At 68.5% G+C, this 16,759-nt stretch carries 19 protein-coding genes; 16 read left to right on the plus strand and 3 right to left on the minus strand.

Features of this window, described 5'->3' with window-relative positions; all coding sequences use genetic code 11:
* Nucleotides 1-55 precede the first annotated feature (55 nt).
* A complete protein-coding gene (locus ACYVGI_RS14105; protein ID WP_460633232.1) occupies nt 56-2,416 on the plus strand; it encodes a beta-glucosidase family protein in 2,361 nt (786 codons plus the stop codon).
* A 71-nt stretch (nt 2,417-2,487) separates the two neighbouring features.
* Nucleotides 2,488-2,988: a hypothetical protein gene (locus ACYVGI_RS14110; RefSeq protein ID WP_460633233.1), complete on the plus strand. Its 501-nt coding sequence runs from the start codon at nt 2,488-2,490 to the stop codon at nt 2,986-2,988.
* A 3-nt stretch (nt 2,989-2,991) separates the two neighbouring features.
* Here ACYVGI_RS14110 and ACYVGI_RS14115 read toward each other — a convergent pair whose 3' ends face one another.
* Nucleotides 2,992-3,684, minus strand: a complete 693-nt coding sequence (locus tag ACYVGI_RS14115; protein WP_460633234.1) for a Pr6Pr family membrane protein — start codon at nt 3,682-3,684, stop codon at nt 2,992-2,994.
* 134 nt (nt 3,685-3,818) lie between these two features.
* Here ACYVGI_RS14115 and ACYVGI_RS14120 point away from each other — a divergent pair, with 134 nt between their 5' ends.
* Both ACYVGI_RS14120 and ACYVGI_RS14125 read left to right on the plus strand, forming a co-directional pair.
* Nucleotides 3,819-4,406, plus strand: a complete 588-nt coding sequence (locus ACYVGI_RS14120; protein WP_460633235.1) for an HdeD family acid-resistance protein — start codon at nt 3,819-3,821, stop codon at nt 4,404-4,406.
* Nucleotides 4,403-4,714 carry a hypothetical protein gene (locus ACYVGI_RS14125; protein ID WP_460633236.1) on the plus strand — a complete coding sequence of 104 codons (312 nt, stop codon included), beginning with the start codon at nt 4,403-4,405 and terminating at the stop codon, nt 4,712-4,714. Before ACYVGI_RS14120 ends, ACYVGI_RS14125 begins: the two co-directional genes overlap by 4 nt.
* An 84-nt stretch (nt 4,715-4,798) precedes the next feature.
* Here the strand turns inward: ACYVGI_RS14125 and purB are convergent, their stop codons facing one another.
* On the minus strand, nt 4,799-6,178 hold the full coding sequence (gene purB, locus ACYVGI_RS14130) for an adenylosuccinate lyase (protein WP_460633237.1): 1,380 nt from the start codon (nt 6,176-6,178) through the stop codon (nt 4,799-4,801).
* A 49-nt stretch (nt 6,179-6,227) separates the two neighbouring features.
* Entirely contained in the window at nt 6,228-6,614 is a 387-nt protein-coding gene (locus tag ACYVGI_RS14135; RefSeq protein WP_055897295.1) for a phage holin family protein, read from the minus strand.
* An 88-nt stretch (nt 6,615-6,702) separates the two neighbouring features.
* On the opposite strand from ACYVGI_RS14135, the gene ACYVGI_RS14140 reads away from it, so the two are divergent.
* The 12 genes from ACYVGI_RS14140 (at nt 6,703) to rpsN (ending at nt 16,688) form a co-directional block, all read left to right on the plus strand.
* Nucleotides 6,703-7,812 (plus strand): histidinol-phosphate transaminase, encoded by a 1,110-nt coding sequence (locus ACYVGI_RS14140; protein ID WP_460633238.1) that lies wholly within the window; start codon nt 6,703-6,705, stop codon nt 7,810-7,812.
* Between the two features lie 4 nt (nt 7,813-7,816).
* On the plus strand, nt 7,817-8,956 hold the full coding sequence (pdhA, locus tag ACYVGI_RS14145) for a pyruvate dehydrogenase (acetyl-transferring) E1 component subunit alpha (RefSeq protein ID WP_460633239.1): 1,140 nt from the start codon (nt 7,817-7,819) through the stop codon (nt 8,954-8,956).
* A gap of 437 nt (nt 8,957-9,393) precedes the next feature.
* On the plus strand, nt 9,394-10,353 hold the full coding sequence (locus ACYVGI_RS14150; protein WP_460633411.1) for an alpha-ketoacid dehydrogenase subunit beta: 960 nt from the start codon (nt 9,394-9,396) through the stop codon (nt 10,351-10,353).
* 58 nt (nt 10,354-10,411) lie between these two features.
* The gene (locus ACYVGI_RS14155; protein ID WP_460633240.1) at nt 10,412-11,908 is read left to right on the plus strand and encodes a dihydrolipoamide acetyltransferase family protein; all 1,497 of its coding nucleotides are present in this window, start codon (nt 10,412-10,414) and stop codon (nt 11,906-11,908) included.
* A 64-nt stretch (nt 11,909-11,972) separates the two neighbouring features.
* Nucleotides 11,973-12,515 (plus strand): VOC family protein, encoded by a 543-nt coding sequence (locus ACYVGI_RS14160; RefSeq protein ID WP_460633241.1) that lies wholly within the window; start codon nt 11,973-11,975, stop codon nt 12,513-12,515.
* 161 nt (nt 12,516-12,676) lie between these two features.
* A complete protein-coding gene (locus ACYVGI_RS14165) occupies nt 12,677-13,591 on the plus strand; it encodes a metal ABC transporter solute-binding protein, Zn/Mn family (RefSeq protein ID WP_460633242.1) in 915 nt (304 codons plus the stop codon).
* Nucleotides 13,588-14,460, plus strand: a complete 873-nt coding sequence (locus ACYVGI_RS14170) for a metal ABC transporter ATP-binding protein (RefSeq protein WP_460633243.1) — start codon at nt 13,588-13,590, stop codon at nt 14,458-14,460. The genes ACYVGI_RS14165 and ACYVGI_RS14170 overlap by 4 nt, the downstream gene beginning before the upstream one ends.
* Nucleotides 14,457-15,338 carry a metal ABC transporter permease gene (locus ACYVGI_RS14175; RefSeq protein WP_460633244.1) on the plus strand — a complete coding sequence of 294 codons (882 nt, stop codon included), beginning with the start codon at nt 14,457-14,459 and terminating at the stop codon, nt 15,336-15,338. Before ACYVGI_RS14170 ends, ACYVGI_RS14175 begins: the two co-directional genes overlap by 4 nt.
* Nucleotides 15,339-15,347: 9 nt before the next feature.
* Complete coding sequence (locus ACYVGI_RS14180; RefSeq protein WP_055897318.1) at nt 15,348-15,734, plus strand: Fur family transcriptional regulator; 387 nt, start codon at nt 15,348-15,350, stop codon at nt 15,732-15,734.
* 240 nt (nt 15,735-15,974) lie between these two features.
* Complete coding sequence (rpmB, locus tag ACYVGI_RS14185; RefSeq protein WP_018188988.1) at nt 15,975-16,211, plus strand: 50S ribosomal protein L28; 237 nt, start codon at nt 15,975-15,977, stop codon at nt 16,209-16,211.
* A complete protein-coding gene (gene rpmG / locus ACYVGI_RS14190) occupies nt 16,211-16,378 on the plus strand; it encodes a 50S ribosomal protein L33 (protein ID WP_027692168.1) in 168 nt (55 codons plus the stop codon). Before rpmB ends, rpmG begins: the two co-directional genes overlap by 1 nt.
* A 4-nt stretch (nt 16,379-16,382) precedes the next feature.
* Nucleotides 16,383-16,688, plus strand: coding sequence for a 30S ribosomal protein S14 (gene rpsN / locus ACYVGI_RS14195; RefSeq protein WP_055897321.1), 306 nt, complete (start codon nt 16,383-16,385; stop codon nt 16,686-16,688).
* The last annotated feature ends 71 nt before the right edge of the window (nt 16,689-16,759 follow it).

The following is a 16,759-nucleotide window of genomic DNA, read 5'->3' on the forward strand; positions in this document are numbered from 1 at the left end:
ACGCGCCGACCGCGCCGACCCAGCCCCGCCGCCACTCTCCCGGAAGGTCCCCCCAATGCACGTCCCCCCGTTCGACGTCGACGACGTCCTCGCCGCGCTGACTCTGGAAGAGAAGGCGTCCATGCTCTCCGGCGTCGACGACTGGTTCACGCAGACCATCGACCGGCCGGGACTGCCAGCCGCCGTGCCCGCCATCGAAGTCGGCGACGGACCGCACGGGCTCCGCAAGGAGACCGGGGTCGACATGGTCTGGGTGCCGGCGACCGGGTTCCCGACGGCCTCGGCGATGGGCGCATCCTGGGACAGGGAACTGATGCGCAGAGTGGGCGCCGCGATCGGCGAAGAGGCCGGAGCCGAGGGGGTGCAGGTCGTGCTCGGGCCCGGCGTCAACATGAAGCGCTCGCCGCTCTGCGGACGCAACTTCGAGTACTTCTCGGAGGACCCGATGCACGCGGGCGAACTGGGCGCCGCGTACGTCGACGGCGTGCAGTCGACCGGCGTCGGAACATCCCTCAAGCACTTCGCCGCGAACAATCAGGAGATCGAGCGGACCAGGATCTCGGTCGTCGCCGACGAGCGCACCCTGCGCGAGACCTACCTGTCCGCGTTCGAGCGTGTCGTCCGTCGCGCGGAGCCGTGGACGGTCATGTGCTCCTACAACAGGCTGTTCGGCGTGCACGCGTCGCAGAACCACTGGCTGCTCACCGAGGTGCTGCGCGACGACTGGGGCTACCAGGGCGCTGTCGTCTCCGACTGGAACGCCGTGCACGACCGCGTCGCCGCCGTGCGCGCCGGACTCGACCTCGAAATGCCGGGAACCGGCGGGCAGACGGATGCGGAGATCGTGGCCGCTGTCCGCGCCGGCACGCTCGACGAGTCCATCGTCGACGCCGCCGCCCGCCGCGTGCTGACACTGGTCGCCCGCGCATACCCCGGCGCCGACCGGGTCGACGGTCCCGTGATGTCGCTCGGCCACAGCGCCGGCGACCGGCTCACACCGGAGCAGCTCGCCGTCCTGCGAGCCGACGAGCATCACGTGCTCGCCAGGGAGGCCGCGGCCGGGTGCATCACACTGTTGCGCAACGAGAACGCTCCCGGCTCCGCCGCACCCGTGCTGCCGCTCGCGGAGGACGGCGGCACCATCGCGGTGATCGGGGCGTTCGCCGAGCACGCGCGCATCCAGGGCGGCGGTTCCTCCGGCGTCGACCCCACCCGCATCGACGTGCCGCTGGACGCAATCCGCGCCATCGCCGGTCAGCGCGTCGTCTCCGCGCCCGGCTACGTGTACGCGACGAAGAACGCGTATCAGGACGACAACCTCGCCATCCTCGCCGCCCACGGCATCGGCCACGACGAGGACAAGCCGAAGGTCGCCAGACGGTCCGCGACGCTCGCCAAGGAGCTGCAGCTCGCGGAGGCGGTCCAGCACGCGGGCAGGGGGCCGCTCTCCGAGACCGCCGAGCGGCTGATCGACGAGGCCGCCGCGGTCGCGCAGCAGGCGGAGTCGATCGTCGTCTTCGCCGGCCTTCCCCTCTCCTACGAGCAGGAGGCGAACGACAGGGACTCGCTCGCCCTCCCGGCGGACCAGGTCGCGCTGCTCGCCAGGCTGGCCGACGTGCGCGAGCGGACAGGCGCATCCCTCACAGTCGTGCTCTCGAACGGCTCCCCGGTGTCGATGGACCCGTGGCACGACAGGGTCGACGCCATCGTGGAGGCGTGGCTGAGCGGCCAGGGCACCGGCCACGCGGTCGCGGATGCGCTGTTCGGGCGCGCCAACCCGTCCGGCAAGCTCGCCGAGACCTTCCCGCTCGCGGTCGAGGACACCCCTGGCTTCCCGAACTGGCTCGGCGAGCGGGGAACGGTGCTCTACGGCGAGGGCGTGTTCATCGGCTACCGCTGGTACGACGCGCTCCACCGCGCCGTGCGCTACCCGTTCGGGCACGGCCTGTCGTACACGCGGTTCGCCTACCGGGACCTCGACCTCGAGGTGATCGACGCCGACGCCGGCCGGGTGCGCGTGTCCTGCACGATCGCCAACGACGGCGACCGTGCAGGCGCCGAGATCGTGCAGCTCTACGTCGGCGATCCGGATGCGGAGGTGCAGCGCCCGGTGCGCGAGCTGCGCGGCTTCGAGAAGGTGCGGCTGGAGCCTGGCGAAGCCGCGCGGGTCGACTTCGAGCTCGAGAACCGCGACTTCGCGTACTGGGACTCCGCAGCGGAGCGGCCGGATGGCAAGCGCGGCCTCTGGCGGCGCGAAGGCGGCGAGTTCCGGATCGAGTTGGGCGCGTCGTCGCAGGACATCCGGCTGGCCACCACGATCGAGCTGCCGGATGACCCGTCGATCCCCGCCCTGATCCGGGATGCGGACCTCATCGACATCGAGGCGTCGCGCTTCGTCGACGGGCACGCAGGCTGAGCCGTTCCGCATCCCGTTTGTCATTCTCCGGAATGATGCGAACGCATCCGGGAACGGCGTTGAATAGATCCATGAACGTCAACCTGCTCCCGCTCGTCCAGGGCGCCGGCGCTGTCGCGCTGGCCGTCGTGGCGTTCTCGTTCGCGCTCACCTGGCCGTCGCTCATCGCCACGATCCAGGGATTCCGGTCGGAGCGCGCGAGACTCAGCGCCTTCGCCGGCCTCGGCATCGCGATGATCGCAGCGGCGAGCCTGCTCTACGTCGTTCCCGGCCTGCTGCTGCGCGACGAGCTCGCCCTGCTGATCTCGTTCCCGCTCGGCGCGACCTGGGTGATCGCCGCCGTCGCGCTGATCGTGCGGGGGATGCTCCTCGAAGGCGCATCCCGTGTCATCTCGTACTCGTTCGCCGTCGTGTCCGTGAGCGGGCTCGCCGCGGGCATCGTCTCCGCTCTGTGCGCCCAGCACCGGATCTCCGACACGATCACCCCGACCGGCGCGTTCCTGCTCGCGCTGACCGCCGTGGCCGGAGTGGTGTTCTGGTCGAACAGCGTCGACAGGATGGCGCGGGCGTAGCGCCTAGTCCCCGTCGGCGGGCAGCGGTCGCCCGCCGCGCCAGCGCCGAGACACCCACACGACCCCGTAGCCGACGCACAGGATGACCGCGGCGATCAGCAGCACGTAGAACGCCACGGAGAGGTAGCCGTTCGGCGATGTCTGCGGATTGAGGAACGGATACGGGTACCAGGGCTGCTTGCCGGTGATCGGGTCGGATCCGAACGGGGCCCGGATCAGGGTGTAGACGGCCCAGACGATCGGGAACGCGACGACCCACCACAGCACCCGGCGGCGGAGGGGAGCACGGCCGGGGGCGAACAGCCAGTCCACCAGCAGATACGCCGGACCGACGACATGCAGCACCTCGTTGGACCATTCGACGGTGAGCCCCTGCGGCAGCGGCACGTTGCGCAGCAACAGGTTGTAGACGATGCCGGTGGTCACCATGTACGTCGTGATCACTGCCCGGAGCGCCGTGAACCACTGAGGGTCGTCACCGCTCCTGGAGAACAGGAAATACGCGCCGATCGCCAGCACCACCACGTAGCCGACGTTCGAGTCGATGGTGAAGAAGCTGAAGAAGTTCACACCGTAGCCGCCGGGATTCCCCCCTTTGTCGGCGATGAAGTTCACGCTCGTCATGAACTGGACGATCATCGCCACGAGGGTGAGAGCCGCCATCGCCGCGCGGACGATTCCGAAACCGATCCGCATCCGGACCCCTTCGTCTGGTGGTGCGAGGACAGGAGACAGAGCGAGCATACCGACCGGACAGCCGCGCACGCGGCAAACGCGCAGGCGCACCGCGACTAAACTAGCGGGGAAACCCGTACGAGAGAGGTCGCCGAGTGGCACCCGCAGTTCCTGCACCGAAGTCCAACCGGTACTGGGTCGTCCCCGCCGTCCGTGCGGTCGTCGCACTGGCAGCCACCGCCGTCATCACGTTCACGCGGGATGCGCACACCGCCGAGTTCGGACTGATCGTCTTCGGTGTGTTCGCCATCCTGGACGGCCTCGCGACGTCGGTCCTCACCGCGACCTCCGGCCTCAGCGGCACCACGCGCACCCTGTTCATCGTGCAGGGTGCCATCGGCGTCGTCGCCGGGGTGCTCGCCCTCGCACTGATGAACAGCGGACTCGGCCTCTTCCTCTACCTCGTGACCGTGTGGGCGGCACTCACCGGCTTCCTCGAGCTCTACAGCGGCATCCGCAACAGAGGGCGGGATGCGGCTGCGCGCGACTGGCTGATCACCGGCGCGCTGACCGCCCTGCTCGCCGTCGCCTTCCTCCTCATTCCGTCGGACGCCCTGCTCTCGATCGGCCTGTTCGGCGCGTGGGCCGTGATCGTGGGCGTGTTCCAGGGCATCGGCGCGGTGTCGCTGCGGAGCGCATCCCGAGCGGTGGCCGCTGAGCAGAGCACGGGGAGCGGATCGTGACCAAGCGCGACAAGAAAGACCCTGGCGTGACCACTGACTCCCGTTCCAAGCTCCAGCCGAGCCGCAAAGACCGCTTCCTGCCCACCGAGCTGCTCGGTATCTCGGCGGCGCTCGCCGTGTTCGTCGGTCTCATCGTGCTGATCGCCACTCGCGAGTTCCTACTCGCCGGGGTGAGCTTCGGCATCGCGTTCATCGTCGCCCTGGTGCTGATGGCCCTGTTCGCGCTCGCGTTCAAGCCCAACGCCGCCGAGGTCCATGACCTCGAGGAACAGAACGGCGACTCCCCCGACAAGCCCGCCGCCCACTGACACCACGCAATCGAGCCCAGGCTTTCTCACCTTAAGAACGCGTCTTGCGGTGAAAAAGCCTGGGCTCGATTGCGAGGGACGGGGCTAGAGGCGGTCGACGAGGGCGGAGGCCAGGCCGGTGTATGTGTGGGGGGTGAGCGCGAGGAGGCGGTTCTTGGCGGCCTGGCCGATGTCGAGGCCGTTCACGAACTCCGCAAGGCCCTCGTGGTCGACGCGCTTGCCGCGGGTCAGCTCCTTGAGCAGGGCGTACGGGTCGGTGATCTGCGAGCGACCGGCGGAGACCTCCGCGCGGATGACCGTCTGGATCGCCTCGCCGAGGATCTCCCAGTTGGCGTCGAGGTCGGCGGCCAGCAGGTCGCGGTCGAGCGCGATCTGACCGAGTCCGCGCTGGATGTTGTCCAGTGCGAGCAGGGAGTGGCCGAGACCGACGCCGATGTTGCGCTGCGTGGTCGAGTCGGTGAGGTCGCGCTGCAGCCGGCTGGTCACCAGCGTGGCGGCCAGCGAGTCGAGCACGGCGGAGCTCAGCTCCAGGTTCGCCTCCGCGTTCTCGAACCGGATCGGGTTGACCTTGTGCGGCATGGTCGACGAGCCGGTCGCGCCGGGCTCCGGCGTCTGCCGGAAGTAGCCGAGCGAGATGTACGTCCAGATGTCCGTAGCCAGGTTGTGCAGCACCCGGTTGGCGTGAGACACCTTGCCGTACAGCTCAGCCTGCCAGTCGTGCGACTCGATCTGCGTGGTCAGCGGGTTCCAGTCGAGCCCCAGGCTGGTGACGAACTCGCGCGAGATGCGCGGCCAGTCGGCCTCGGCGTCTGCCACGACGTGCGCGGCGAAGGTGCCGGTCGCTCCGCTGAACTTGCCGAGGTAGTCGTTGTGCTCGATCTGCTTCTGGATGCGCTCCAGGCGGTAGACGAAGACCGCGAGCTCCTTGCCCATGGTCGTTGGCGTGGCGGGCTGGCCGTGGGTGCGCGCCAGCATCGCGTCGTCGCGGTACTCGATCGCCTGCGCGCGCAGCTCGGCGATGACGGAGCGGAACTTGGGCAGCCACACCTCGTTGATCGCGGCGCTGACCGTGAGCGCATACGACAGGTTGTTGATGTCTTCGCTGGTCGCGGCGAAGTGGGTGAGCTCGGCGATGCTGTCGAGGCCGAGAGCGTGCAGCCGCTCCCGCACCAGGTACTCGACCGCCTTGACGTCGTGCTTGGTGGTGGCCTCCAGCTCGGCGAGCCTGTCGATCTCCGGCTGACCGAACTCGGCCACCAGCGCGCGCAGCGCGTGCACCTGCTGCTCGGTGAGCGGAGTGGAACCGAACATCCGGTGGCTCGTCAGATAGATGAGCCATTCGACCTCGACCTGCACGCGCGCCCGGTTCAGACCGGCCTCCGACAGGTGATCGCCGAGACCGAGCACCGCCGGGCGGTAACGGCCGTCGAGTGGGCTCAGCGGCTGGGGAGGCAGCGCGGTCATGGGTCTCCTTGCGTGGTGGGGTCTGACCTATTCTCCCGCATCCACGCTGTCAGCGTCGCGTGAGCGGACGGAGGATGAGTCCCATCAGCCAGGCGATGATCGCCAGCACGAGCGCACCGAGAACGCCCCACCAGAATCCGGCGATGTAGAGACCGAAGCCCATCAGCCCGCTGATCCACGCCACGAGCAGCAGGAGCAGCCCGTTCACGATGAACGAGATGAGTCCGAGCGTGAGGATGTAGAGGGGGAACGCGACGATCCGGATGGCCGTGCCGACGATGGCGTTGACGACGCCGAAGATCAGCGCGATCAGCAGGTAGGTGAGGATCGTCGGCAGCTCGCCCTCCGCATACGGGCGGACGGTGACGCCGGACACGATCAGTGTCGTGAGCCAGAGCGCGAGAGCGTTGATGATGAGTCGTACGAGGAATCTCATGCGTCCATGTTCCCAGGTGGGGACCCCCGCGGCGAGGGGTCGCAGGAGAATTCCCGCCGAGGTATGCGGCCGCGGGTAAGTTAGGGGCGTGAGTACCGAACACACCCGTGGCGTGAGGCTGCGCCCCGAGATCGTCGCTGTTCCCGCATACAAGCAGGGGCGGGCCGCTCCCGCAGACGGCTTCAAGCTGTCCAGCAACGAGAACCCGTTCCCTCCGCTGCCCTCGGTGGTGGATGCGGTCGGCGCGGTCCTCAGCGACCTCAACCGCTACCCGAATGCGGGCGGCGCCGACCTGCGGCAGCGTCTCGCGGACCGCCACGGCGTCGACCTCGACCAGGTGCACCTGGGCAACGGCTCCGTCTCGCTGCTCGCGCAGCTCATTTCCGCAGCGGCGGGCGTCGGCGACGAGGTCGTGTACTCGTGGCGCTCGTTCGAGGCGTACCCCGGGCTGGTGACGGTCGCCGGAGCGACCAGCGTGCAGGTCCCCAACCGCGCGGACGGCAGCCACGACCTGGATGCGCTCGCCGCGGCCATCACGGATCGCACCCGCGCCGTCATCGTCTGCACGCCGAACAACCCGACAGGCACGATCGTGACCGCCGCCGACTTCGAGCGGTTCATGGCGGCCGTTCCGTCCGACCTGCTCGTGCTGCTCGACGAGGCCTATTACGAGTTCGTCACCGACGACGCCTCCGTCGACGGCATCCCGCTGCTCGGCCGCTACCCCAACCTCGTGGTGCTGCGCACCTTCTCCAAGGCGTACGGCCTCGCCGCTCTGCGGATCGGCTACGCGGTCGGTCCCGCGCACGTTCTGGACGCCGCGCGTTCCGCGGCCATCCCGCTGTCGGTGACCGACGCGGCCCGCGTCGCGGCGCTCGCCTCGATCGACGCCGAGGACGAGCTGATGGAGCGGGTCGCCCGCATCGCCATGCGGCGCGACCAGCTCCGCGACGCCCTGATCGCACAGGGCTGGGTGGTTCCGGAGGCGCAGGGCAACTTCGTCTGGCTGGCCACGGGCGAGCAGACCGCCGACGCCAACGACGCGTTCTTCGACGCGGGCCTGACCGTGCGTGCGTTCGCGCCCGAGGGCATCCGGATCAGCGTCGGAGAGCAGGAGTCTGTGGACAAACTCCTTGAGGTGACCGCGGATATTGTGCGGAACCTACCAAATGGGCACCCCGCCAAGCGGTTAGGTTAGACAGGTGGTTGCCACGAACGATACCCCGCGCCCGGCGAACACGGTCCAACTGCTGACAGCAGACGGCCGTTTCCAGCCGAGCGAGCTCGCAGCGGAATACCTGCCGTACCTCGAACGACTCGACGAGGACGACTACAGGCGGCTGTACCGCGACATGGTGAAGGTCCGCGCCTTCGACCACGAAGCCGCGAACCTGCAGCGTCAGGGTCAGCTCGGCCTCTGGGTGCCGAGCATGGGCCAGGAGGGCGCGCAGGTGGGCTCCGCCCACGCCGCCCGGCCGCAGGACCACCTCTTCCCGTCCTACCGCGAGCACGTGGTCGGCATGGTGCGCGGGATCGACCCCGTCGGCATCATGGGACTCCTGCGCGGCACGACGCACGGCGGCTGGGACCCGACGGACCCCGCCGTGCAGAACTTCCACCTCTACACGCTGGTGATCGGCTCGCACACGCTGCACGCCACCGGCTACGCCATGGGCATCACGTTCGACGGCAAGGTGGGCACCGGCAACCCGGACACGGATGAGGCCGCCATCGTCTACTTCGGAGACGGCGCCACCAGCCAGGGCGACGTGAGCGAGGCGTTCGTCTTCGCCGCCAGCTACCAGACTCCGCAGGTCTTCTTCCTGCAGAACAACCAGTGGGCCATTTCCGTGCCCGTCACGACGCAGTCGCGCTCGCCGCTGTATCTGCGCTCCAGCGGGTTCGGCATCCCCGGCGTGCAGATCGACGGCAACGATGTTCTCGCGTCGTATGCCGTGACCGCCAAGCACCTCGACGACGCCCGCAACGGCGAAGGCCCCAGCATGATCGAAGCGCTCACCTACCGGATGGGCGCCCACACGTCCAGCGACGACCCCACCAAGTACCGCACCGACGAAGAGACGGCGTACTGGGGCGAGCGCGACCCGATCCTGCGCTTCCGCACCTTCCTGGAGCAGCAGGGCGTGGGGCAGGCGTTCTTCGACAGCGCGGACGAGGAGGGGGCCGACCTGGCCGCCGACGTCCGCAAGCGCACGCTCGAACTCGAAGTGCCGCCCATCGCGTCGATGTTCGACAACGTCTACAGTGAGCCGCATCCGCTCATGGACGAGCAGAAGCAGTGGCTCACCGATTACGAAGCATCGTTCGGAGGTGACGCATGAGCGACGTGAGAAGCGAAGCGCCCGAGACAGAGACGGACGGCGAGATCGTCGAGGCCGAACTGGTGGATGCGCCGGAGCACGAGAGCGCAGACCAAGACAACGCCGACCGATCGGTCGGCGAGGACACGCAGGCCATCGACGTCGTCGAGATCATCGAGAGCGAACCGGGCTCGATCGTGCTCGAAGAGCACGTCGCGGAGCAGGAGTGGTCGCGCGAGTTCACGATCGAGGACGCGGCCCCGACCCCGACGCGGATCGACGCGCAGGAGGCGGCGGACGTGCATCCCGAGGCTGCGGCGGATGCGGATGCGGATGCGCACGGCTCAGAGGAGCCGGAAGGCGCGCAGAACGTAGAAGCAGAGCAGGACGCAGAGACCGCGGCGCCTGCCGCCCCCGCGGCGCCCGCCGAGCCGGAGCCGCGCATCCAGTCGCTGCCGATGGTGAAGGCCCTCAACGCCGGCCTGCGCAAAGCGCTCGCCGACAACGACCGCGTGCTCATCCTCGGCGAGGACGTCGGCCCGCTCGGCGGCGTCTTCCGTGTGACGGAGGGCCTGCAGAAGGAGTTCGGCGCGCAGCGCGTCATCGACACGCCTCTGGCGGAGGCGGGGATCGTCGGCACGGCCATCGGTCTCGCAATGCGCGGATACCGGCCCGTGGTCGAGATCCAGTTCAACGGGTTCATCTTCCCCGGCTTCGACCAGATCACCACGCAGTTGGCCAAGCTCACCAACCGGCACGACGGCAAGATCTCGATGCCGATCGTCATCCGGGTGCCGCACGGCGGTCACATCGGGGCCGTCGAGCACCACCAGGAGGCGCCGGAGGCGTACTTCGCGCACACCGCCGGCCTCCGTGTCGTCGCACCATCGACTCCGCACGACGCGTACTGGATGATCCAGGAGGCCATCACGTCGAACGACCCCGTGCTGTTCTTCGAGCCGATGAGCCGCTACTGGCCCAAGGGCGAGGTCGACCTGCTGGAGAACACGACGCCGCTGCACGCCAGCCGCGTCGTGCGCACCGGCACGGACGCGACGGTCGTCGCCTGGGCGGGCATGGTCAGCGTCGCTCTCCGCGCCGCTGAGCTCGCCGCCGAGGAGGGCCGCAGCATCGAGGTCATCGACGTGCGCTCCATCTCCCCCGTCGACTACACGCCCATCGTCGAGTCCGTGCGCAAGACCGGCAGGCTCGTCGTCGCGCAGGAGGCGCCTGGCAACGTCAGCGTCGGCTCCGAGATCGCGGCGACGGTGACGGAGAAGGCGTTCTACTCGCTCGAATCCCCCGTGCTGCGCGTCGCAGGGTTCGACACCCCGTTTCCTCCCGCGAAGCTCGAAGACATCTACCTCCCCGACGCCGACCGCATCCTCGAAGCCGTCGACAGGGCTCTCGCGTACTGAGGCCGGCGCTGGCTGGCGCCGTCTCGTCCCTGATCCCGCTTACCGAAAGAAGTCGCACATGAGCGAATCGAAATTCCTTCTTCCCGATGTCGGCGAGGGTCTCACCGAGGCCGAGATCGTCGCCTGGAAGGTCGCGCCGGGCGACACGGTCGCGGTCAACCAGGTCATCGTCGAGATCGAGACGGCGAAGTCGCTCGTGGAGCTGCCGTCGCCGTTCGAGGGCGTCGTCGGCGAACTGCTCGTGTCCGAGGGTCAGACCGTGGATGTCGGAACGCCGATCATCACGGTGTCCAGCGACAGCACCGGCCAGCCGCAGACGCAGGCCGAGCCCCCGAGCGAGGTCGCGGAAGCCGAGGCGGATGCGGCCGCGAGCGTGTCCCACGAAGTGGATGCGCCCGCCGAGAAGCCGGGTGCCGTGCTGGTCGGCTACGGCGCGGCCGGTCACGGCGCCAGCCGTCGCAGGAGGGTGACCCACCCGGGGACGTCGGCGATTCCGGTGGCGGCGAGTAGTGCATCCACTGTGGCTGCTGCTGCGTCTGCCGCCGCTGCCGCGCCTGCCGCGCCGAGCGCGCCCGCCGCGCCAAGTGCCGCCGTCGCGCCTGCCGCCCAGGCGGCACCGGCCGCTTCGGCCCCTGCGGCGAGTGCCCCCGCCGCCCCGCTCGCGGTGCACAGCGAGGCGCACGTGATGCCGAACGTTCCCGTCATCGCCAAGCCGCCCATCCGGAAGCTGGCGAAAGACCTCGGCGTCGACCTCACGCTGGTCACGCCGACCGGCGCCATCGGCGAGGTCACCCGCGAGGACGTGCTGCGCGAGGCGACGCAGGCGAGCGTGTTCCGCAACATCCAGACTCCGGAGTGGCCGAACGACCGCGAGGACCGCATCCCGGTCAAGGGCGTGCGCAAGACCATCGCGAACGCCATGGTGTCGAGTGCGTTCAGCGCCCCGCACGTGAGCCTGTTCGTCGACGTGGATGCGACCCGCACCATGGAGTTCGTCAAGCGCCTCAAGAACTCCCCCGACTTCATCGGCGTGAAGGTGTCCCCGCTGCTGATCATGGCGAAGGCGATCATCTGGGCCGTGCGCCGCAACCCCACCGTGAACTCGTCGTGGACCGACGAGGAGATCATCGTGCGCCACTACGTGAACCTCGGCATCGCCGCCGCCACCCCGCGCGGCCTCATCGTGCCGAACGTCAAGGAGGCGCAGGAGATGTCGCTGCTCGAACTCGCCACGGCGCTCGAACAGCTCACCCTCACGGCACGCGACGGCAAGACCACCCCGGCGGACATGGCGGGCGGCACCATCACCATCACGAACATCGGTGTGTTCGGGATGGACACCGGCACGCCGATCCTGAATCCGGGCGAGGTGGGCATCGTCGCCCTCGGCACGATCAAGCAGAAGCCCTGGGTCGTCGACGGCGAGGTGCGTCCGCGCTTCGTCACCACGCTGGGTGCGTCGTTCGACCACCGCGTGGTCGACGGAGATGTGGCGTCGCGCTTCCTGGCGGACGTCGCCTCGATCATCGAGGAGCCGGCTCTCCTGCTCGACTGACGATTGCGGCCCGAAACTGTCCGCTATCCCGCTTAGCGTGGAATGGGACAGAAGGAGAAGCCACATGACCGAGTCGAATGGATACACGAGCGTCGCCCCCTGGATCGTCACGGACCACACCGGAGCGCTGCTCGATTTCGTGACGACGGCGTTCGGCGGGGTCGAACTCGCGCGCGTGCTCGTGGAGGACGGGAGCGTCGGCCACGCGGAGATTCGGGTGGGCGACACGGTGCTGCTCGCCTTCGACCGCCGTGCGGGCTGGCCAGCGATGCCGTCGCTGCTGCGCGTCTTCGTGCCGGATGCGGATGCCGCGTTCGGGCGGGCGGTGGCGGCGGGCGCGCGCGTCGTGACGCCGTTGTCGGACAGTGCGTGGGGCGACAGGGGTGGCCGCGTCCGCGACCCGTTCGGGAACATCTGGTGGGTGATGGCGCACGTCGAGGACGTTCCGCAGGACGAGGTCTGGACCCGCATGGCCGAGCCGCGCTTCGCGGACGCGATGCGCGTGGCGCAGGAGACCCTGGACGCGGAGCTGTCCGGTAGGGAGCGCGGCACGGCGAGCGCGCCGGTGGCGCCGGCTGGCCCGGCCGTCGCGACGAGAAGCCAGTAATTGTCGCGAAACGCCCGGGATGCGGCGCAGATACTGGCATCTCGCCGCCAGGAACATCATCGCGCGTGGGATGGTTTTGACAATCATTATCAATAAGCGTTACGGTTTTGGGGTGCCGGAAGGCGGCGCATCCATTGGACAGCGAATTAGACAGGCCCTTTATGAAGTCGCGCACCATCGCCACGCTTCTCACCATCCCCATCGTCACCGCCATCGCCCTCACCGGATGCTCGGCGGGCGCCTCGGGAGACACCGCGGACTCCAGCGGAACGGTCTCCGTCGTCGCCAGCACCAACGTCTACGGCGACATCGCCAAGACCATCGCGGGAGACGCGGTCGACGTCACCTCGCTCATGGACAACCCCGCGCAGGACCCGCACTCGTTCGAGGCCAGCGCGCAGAACCAGCTCGCCGTCTCCAAAGCCGACATCATCATCGAGAACGGCGGAGGGTACGACGACTTCATGGACACCCTGCGGAAGTCTGCGGGCGACAAGGCCACCGTGCTCAACGTCGTCGACATCTCCGGCAAGAAGGCCACCGCCGGCGACCACCTCAACGAGCACGTCTGGTACGACTTCCCGACCATCCAGAAGTTCACAGGCAAGCTGGTGGATGCGCTGTCCAAGGCCGACCCGTCGCAGGCGTCCGCGTTCACCAAGAACGCCGCGGCCTTCACGGCAGACCTGACAGGGCTCGAGCAGCGCACGGCCGACCTCAAACAGAAGTACGCGGGAGAGGGGGCCGCCATCACCGAGCCCGTTCCGCTCTACCTGCTCGACGCGATCGGCCTCATCAACAAGACGCCGGAGGCGTTCAGCTCCGCGATCGAGGAGGGCACTGACGTCTCGCCCTCCGTCCTCAACGAGATGCTGCACCTGTTCAGCGACAACGCCGTGAAGGTGTTTGCCTACAATGAGCAGACGAGCGGACCGGAGACCGAGAAGGTCCTGGCCGCAGCGAAGAGCGCAGGCGTGCCCGTCGTCCCCGTGACGGAGACCCTGCCGGCAGGCAAGGACTACATGAGCTGGATGACGAGCAACGTCGACGCCGTGGCCAAGGCCCTCGGAGAATGACCGCGGACGCGGTCGAGCCGCTGGAGCGCGTCCCCTCCCCCGACCATCGGCCTGTCGTGCTGCGGCTCCGGGATGCGAACCTCGGCTTCGGCGACCGCACCCTGTGGAGCGGGCTCGACCTCGATGTGCACGCCGGTGAGTTCGTCGCCGTGCTCGGCCCGAACGGGTCGGGGAAGACCAGTCTGTTGAAGACGATCCTCGGCCAGCAGCAGCTCGACTCCGGCTCGATCGAGTTCGACGGGCATCCCGTGCGGCGCGGCGACCGGCGCATCGGCTACATCCCGCAGCAGAAGCTCATCGCTGCCGGCACCCCGATGCGCGCCCGCGACCTCGTCGCCCTCGGCGTCAACGGGCACCGCTGGGGCCTCCCGATCCCCACCAGGGCGGACACGGCGCAGGTCGAGCGGTTGATCGACTCCGTCGGGGCGCGACGCTACGCGAACGTGCCGGTCGGCAGCCTCTCCGGCGGCGAGCAGCAGCGACTTCGCGTCGCCCAGGCGCTCGCGGGAGACCCGGCCCTTCTGCTCTGCGACGAACCGCTCCTCTCCCTCGACCTGCAGCACCAGCGCGGCGTCAGCGAACTGATCGACAGGCGCAGGCGCGACCACGACAGTGCCGTGGTGTTCGTCACCCACGACGTGAACCCGGTGCTCGGGATGGTCGACAAAGTCCTCTACCTGGCCGGCGGCCGGTTCCGCGAGGGCACACCGGACGAGGTACTGCGCAGCGACGTGCTCACCGACCTCTACGGCACCCCGATCGACGTGATCCGCAGCCGAGGGCGCATCGTCGTGGTCGGCATCCCGGACGCCGAGACCCACGACCACCACCATCACGGGCACTCCGCGCATCCGGAGCCTGCGGCATGATCGCGCACCTCGCATCCAGCACCGACCTGTGGTCGCAGCTCTTCGACTTCGCCAATTACGGCGAGCTGCTCGCCCTGGTGAAGAACTCGATCTTCGCCGGGGCCGTGCTCGGCGTCGTCGGCGGCCTGATCGGCGTGTTCGTGATGCAGCGCGACATGGCGTTCGCCGTGCACGGAATCAGCGAGCTCTCGTTCGCCGGCGCTGCCGCGGCACTCCTGTTCGGCGCGAACGTGGTAGTCGGCTCGGTGGCGGGATCGCTCATCGCGGCCGTGTTGATCGGCCTGCTCGGGGCGAAAGCCAGGGACAGGAATTCGATCATCGCCGTGCTGATGCCGTTCGGCCTCGGCCTCGGCATCCTGTTCCTCGCGCTCTACCCGGGCAGGAGTGCCAACAAGTTCGGGCTGCTCACCGGGCAGATCGTGTCGGTGGACGACCCGCAGCTCGGCTGGCTGCTCGGCATCGGAGCCGTCGTGCTGATCGGGCTGCTCCTCATCTGGCGCCCGCTGAGCTTCGACAGCCTGGATGCGGACGTCGCCGCCTCCCGCGGGGTGCCCGTGCGGTTCGTCGCCCTGGCGTTCATGGTGCTGCTCGGCCTCGCCGTCGCCGTGTCCGTGCAGATCGTGGGCGCGCTGCTCGTGCTTTCGCTGCTGGTGACCCCGGCCGCCGCCGCGATGCGCATCTCGTCGTCTCCGCTCGCCGTGCCGCTGCTGAGCGTGGGCTTCGCGCTGGTCTCCGTCGTCGGCGGCATCATGCTCGCCCTCGGCAGCGCCCTGCCGATCAGCCCGTACGTGACCACCATCTCGTTCGTCATCTACGTGGTCTGCCGCCTCGTCGGCGGTCGTCAGGGTTCACGGCGACTCGTGAGCAGGAACGGCTAGCCTGGGTTCGTGAAGCGGAACACCTGGCAGCGCGAAGCCGTCCGAGAGGCACTGACCTCGACGGAGGGCTTCATCAGCGCGCAGGGACTCCACCTCAGCCTGCACGAGACGGGCTCCCCCATCGGCCTCGCCACCGTGTACCGCGCGCTCGCCGACCTCGCCTCAGAGGGCGAAGCCGACTCGCTGCAGTCGCCGGAGGGCGAAGCGCTGTACCGCGCGTGCACCACGGGGCACCATCACCACCTGATCTGCCGCAACTGCGGCCTCACCGTGGAGATCGAGGCAGACGCCGTCGAGCAGTGGGCTCAGGCGGCCGCCGCATCCCACGGCTTCACGCAACCGCAGCACGTCGTCGACATCTTCGGCCTCTGCGCCACCTGCTCGCGCGTCGCCTGACCGGGGCACGAGTCGTGCGGAACGCGCGGTCACACGCCTCGTCACCGCGCTTCGCGCACGAGGCGTCCCGCCGCGGATTGGCGGGATCGGCCCACGTCGCGTAGTATTGATGTTTGGCTGAGTGGGCCTCTCCCGCTCAGATCGTACGTAAACCCTCACATCCCCGGATTTCGAGGGTCAACCGTGCCGACAAGTGACCTTGGGCGGAGCATTCGGCTCCGCGGTATTGGAGAAAAGACAATGGCAGCAGTGTGCCAGGTGACTGGAGCCGTTCCCGGCTTCGGACACAACATCTCGCACTCGCACCGACGCACCAAGCGTCGTTTCGACCCGAACATTCAGAAGAAGACGTACTACGTGCCGTCGCTTCGCCGTAACGTCACGCTGACCCTGAGCGCCAAGGGCATCAAGGTCATCGACGCCCGTGGCATCGAGTCCGTGGTCAAGGACCTCCTGGCCCGTGGGGAGAAGATCTAATGGCAAAGCAGCAGGACGTTCGTCCGATCATCAAGCTTCGTTCGACGGCTGGAACCGGTTACACCTACGTGACCAAGAAGAACCGCCGCAACGACCCTGACCGTCTCGTGCTCAAGAAGTACGACCCCGTAGTGCGCAAGCACGTCGACTTCCGAGAGGAGCGCTAAACACATGGCTAAGAAGTCCAAGATCGCCAAGAACGAGCAGCGCAAGGTGATCGTTGACCGCTATGCGGCACGTCGTCTCGAGCTCAAGAAGGCCCTGATCGACCCCAACGGCACCGACGAGTCGCGCGAAGCGGCCCGCCAGGGTCTGCAGAGGATCCCGCGCGACGCATCGCCGATCCGCGTTCGCAACCGCGACGCCGTCGACGGCCGTCCCCGCGGAAACCTCAGCAAGTTCGGCATCTCGCGTGTCCGCTTCCGCGACATGGCGCACCGTGGCGAGCTGCCCGGCATCACCAAGTCGAGCTGGTAACCAGCGCGAAAGCATCCTCGAAGGGGTGTCCGGCTTCGGCCGGGCACCCCTTCGTCGTCCCTCCGGCACCT

The sequence above is a fragment of the Leifsonia lichenia genome (genome assembly GCF_054780215.1).

Coding starts and splice junctions, on each gene's coding strand:
- ACYVGI_RS14110 (WP_460633233.1), top strand. CDS start 2,488: ATGAACGTCAACCTGCTCCCGCTCGTCCAGGGCGCCGGCGCTGTCGCG.
- purB (WP_460633237.1), bottom strand. CDS start 6,178: ATGACCGCGCTGCCTCCCCAGCCGCTGAGCCCACTCGACGGCCGTTAC.
- ACYVGI_RS14175 (WP_460633244.1), top strand. CDS start 14,457: ATGATCGCGCACCTCGCATCCAGCACCGACCTGTGGTCGCAGCTCTTC.
- ACYVGI_RS14150 (WP_460633411.1), top strand. CDS start 9,394: ATGGTGAAGGCCCTCAACGCCGGCCTGCGCAAAGCGCTCGCCGACAAC.
- rpmG (WP_027692168.1), top strand. CDS start 16,211: ATGGCAAAGCAGCAGGACGTTCGTCCGATCATCAAGCTTCGTTCGACG.
- ACYVGI_RS14170 (WP_460633243.1), top strand. CDS start 13,588: ATGACCGCGGACGCGGTCGAGCCGCTGGAGCGCGTCCCCTCCCCCGAC.
- ACYVGI_RS14165 (WP_460633242.1), top strand. CDS start 12,677: ATGAAGTCGCGCACCATCGCCACGCTTCTCACCATCCCCATCGTCACC.
- ACYVGI_RS14115 (WP_460633234.1), bottom strand. CDS start 3,684: ATGCGGATCGGTTTCGGAATCGTCCGCGCGGCGATGGCGGCTCTCACC.
- rpsN (WP_055897321.1), top strand. CDS start 16,383: ATGGCTAAGAAGTCCAAGATCGCCAAGAACGAGCAGCGCAAGGTGATC.
- ACYVGI_RS14155 (WP_460633240.1), top strand. CDS start 10,412: ATGAGCGAATCGAAATTCCTTCTTCCCGATGTCGGCGAGGGTCTCACC.
- rpmB (WP_018188988.1), top strand. CDS start 15,975: ATGGCAGCAGTGTGCCAGGTGACTGGAGCCGTTCCCGGCTTCGGACAC.
- ACYVGI_RS14105 (WP_460633232.1), top strand. CDS start 56: ATGCACGTCCCCCCGTTCGACGTCGACGACGTCCTCGCCGCGCTGACT.
- ACYVGI_RS14160 (WP_460633241.1), top strand. CDS start 11,973: ATGACCGAGTCGAATGGATACACGAGCGTCGCCCCCTGGATCGTCACG.
- ACYVGI_RS14135 (WP_055897295.1), bottom strand. CDS start 6,614: ATGAGATTCCTCGTACGACTCATCATCAACGCTCTCGCGCTCTGGCTC.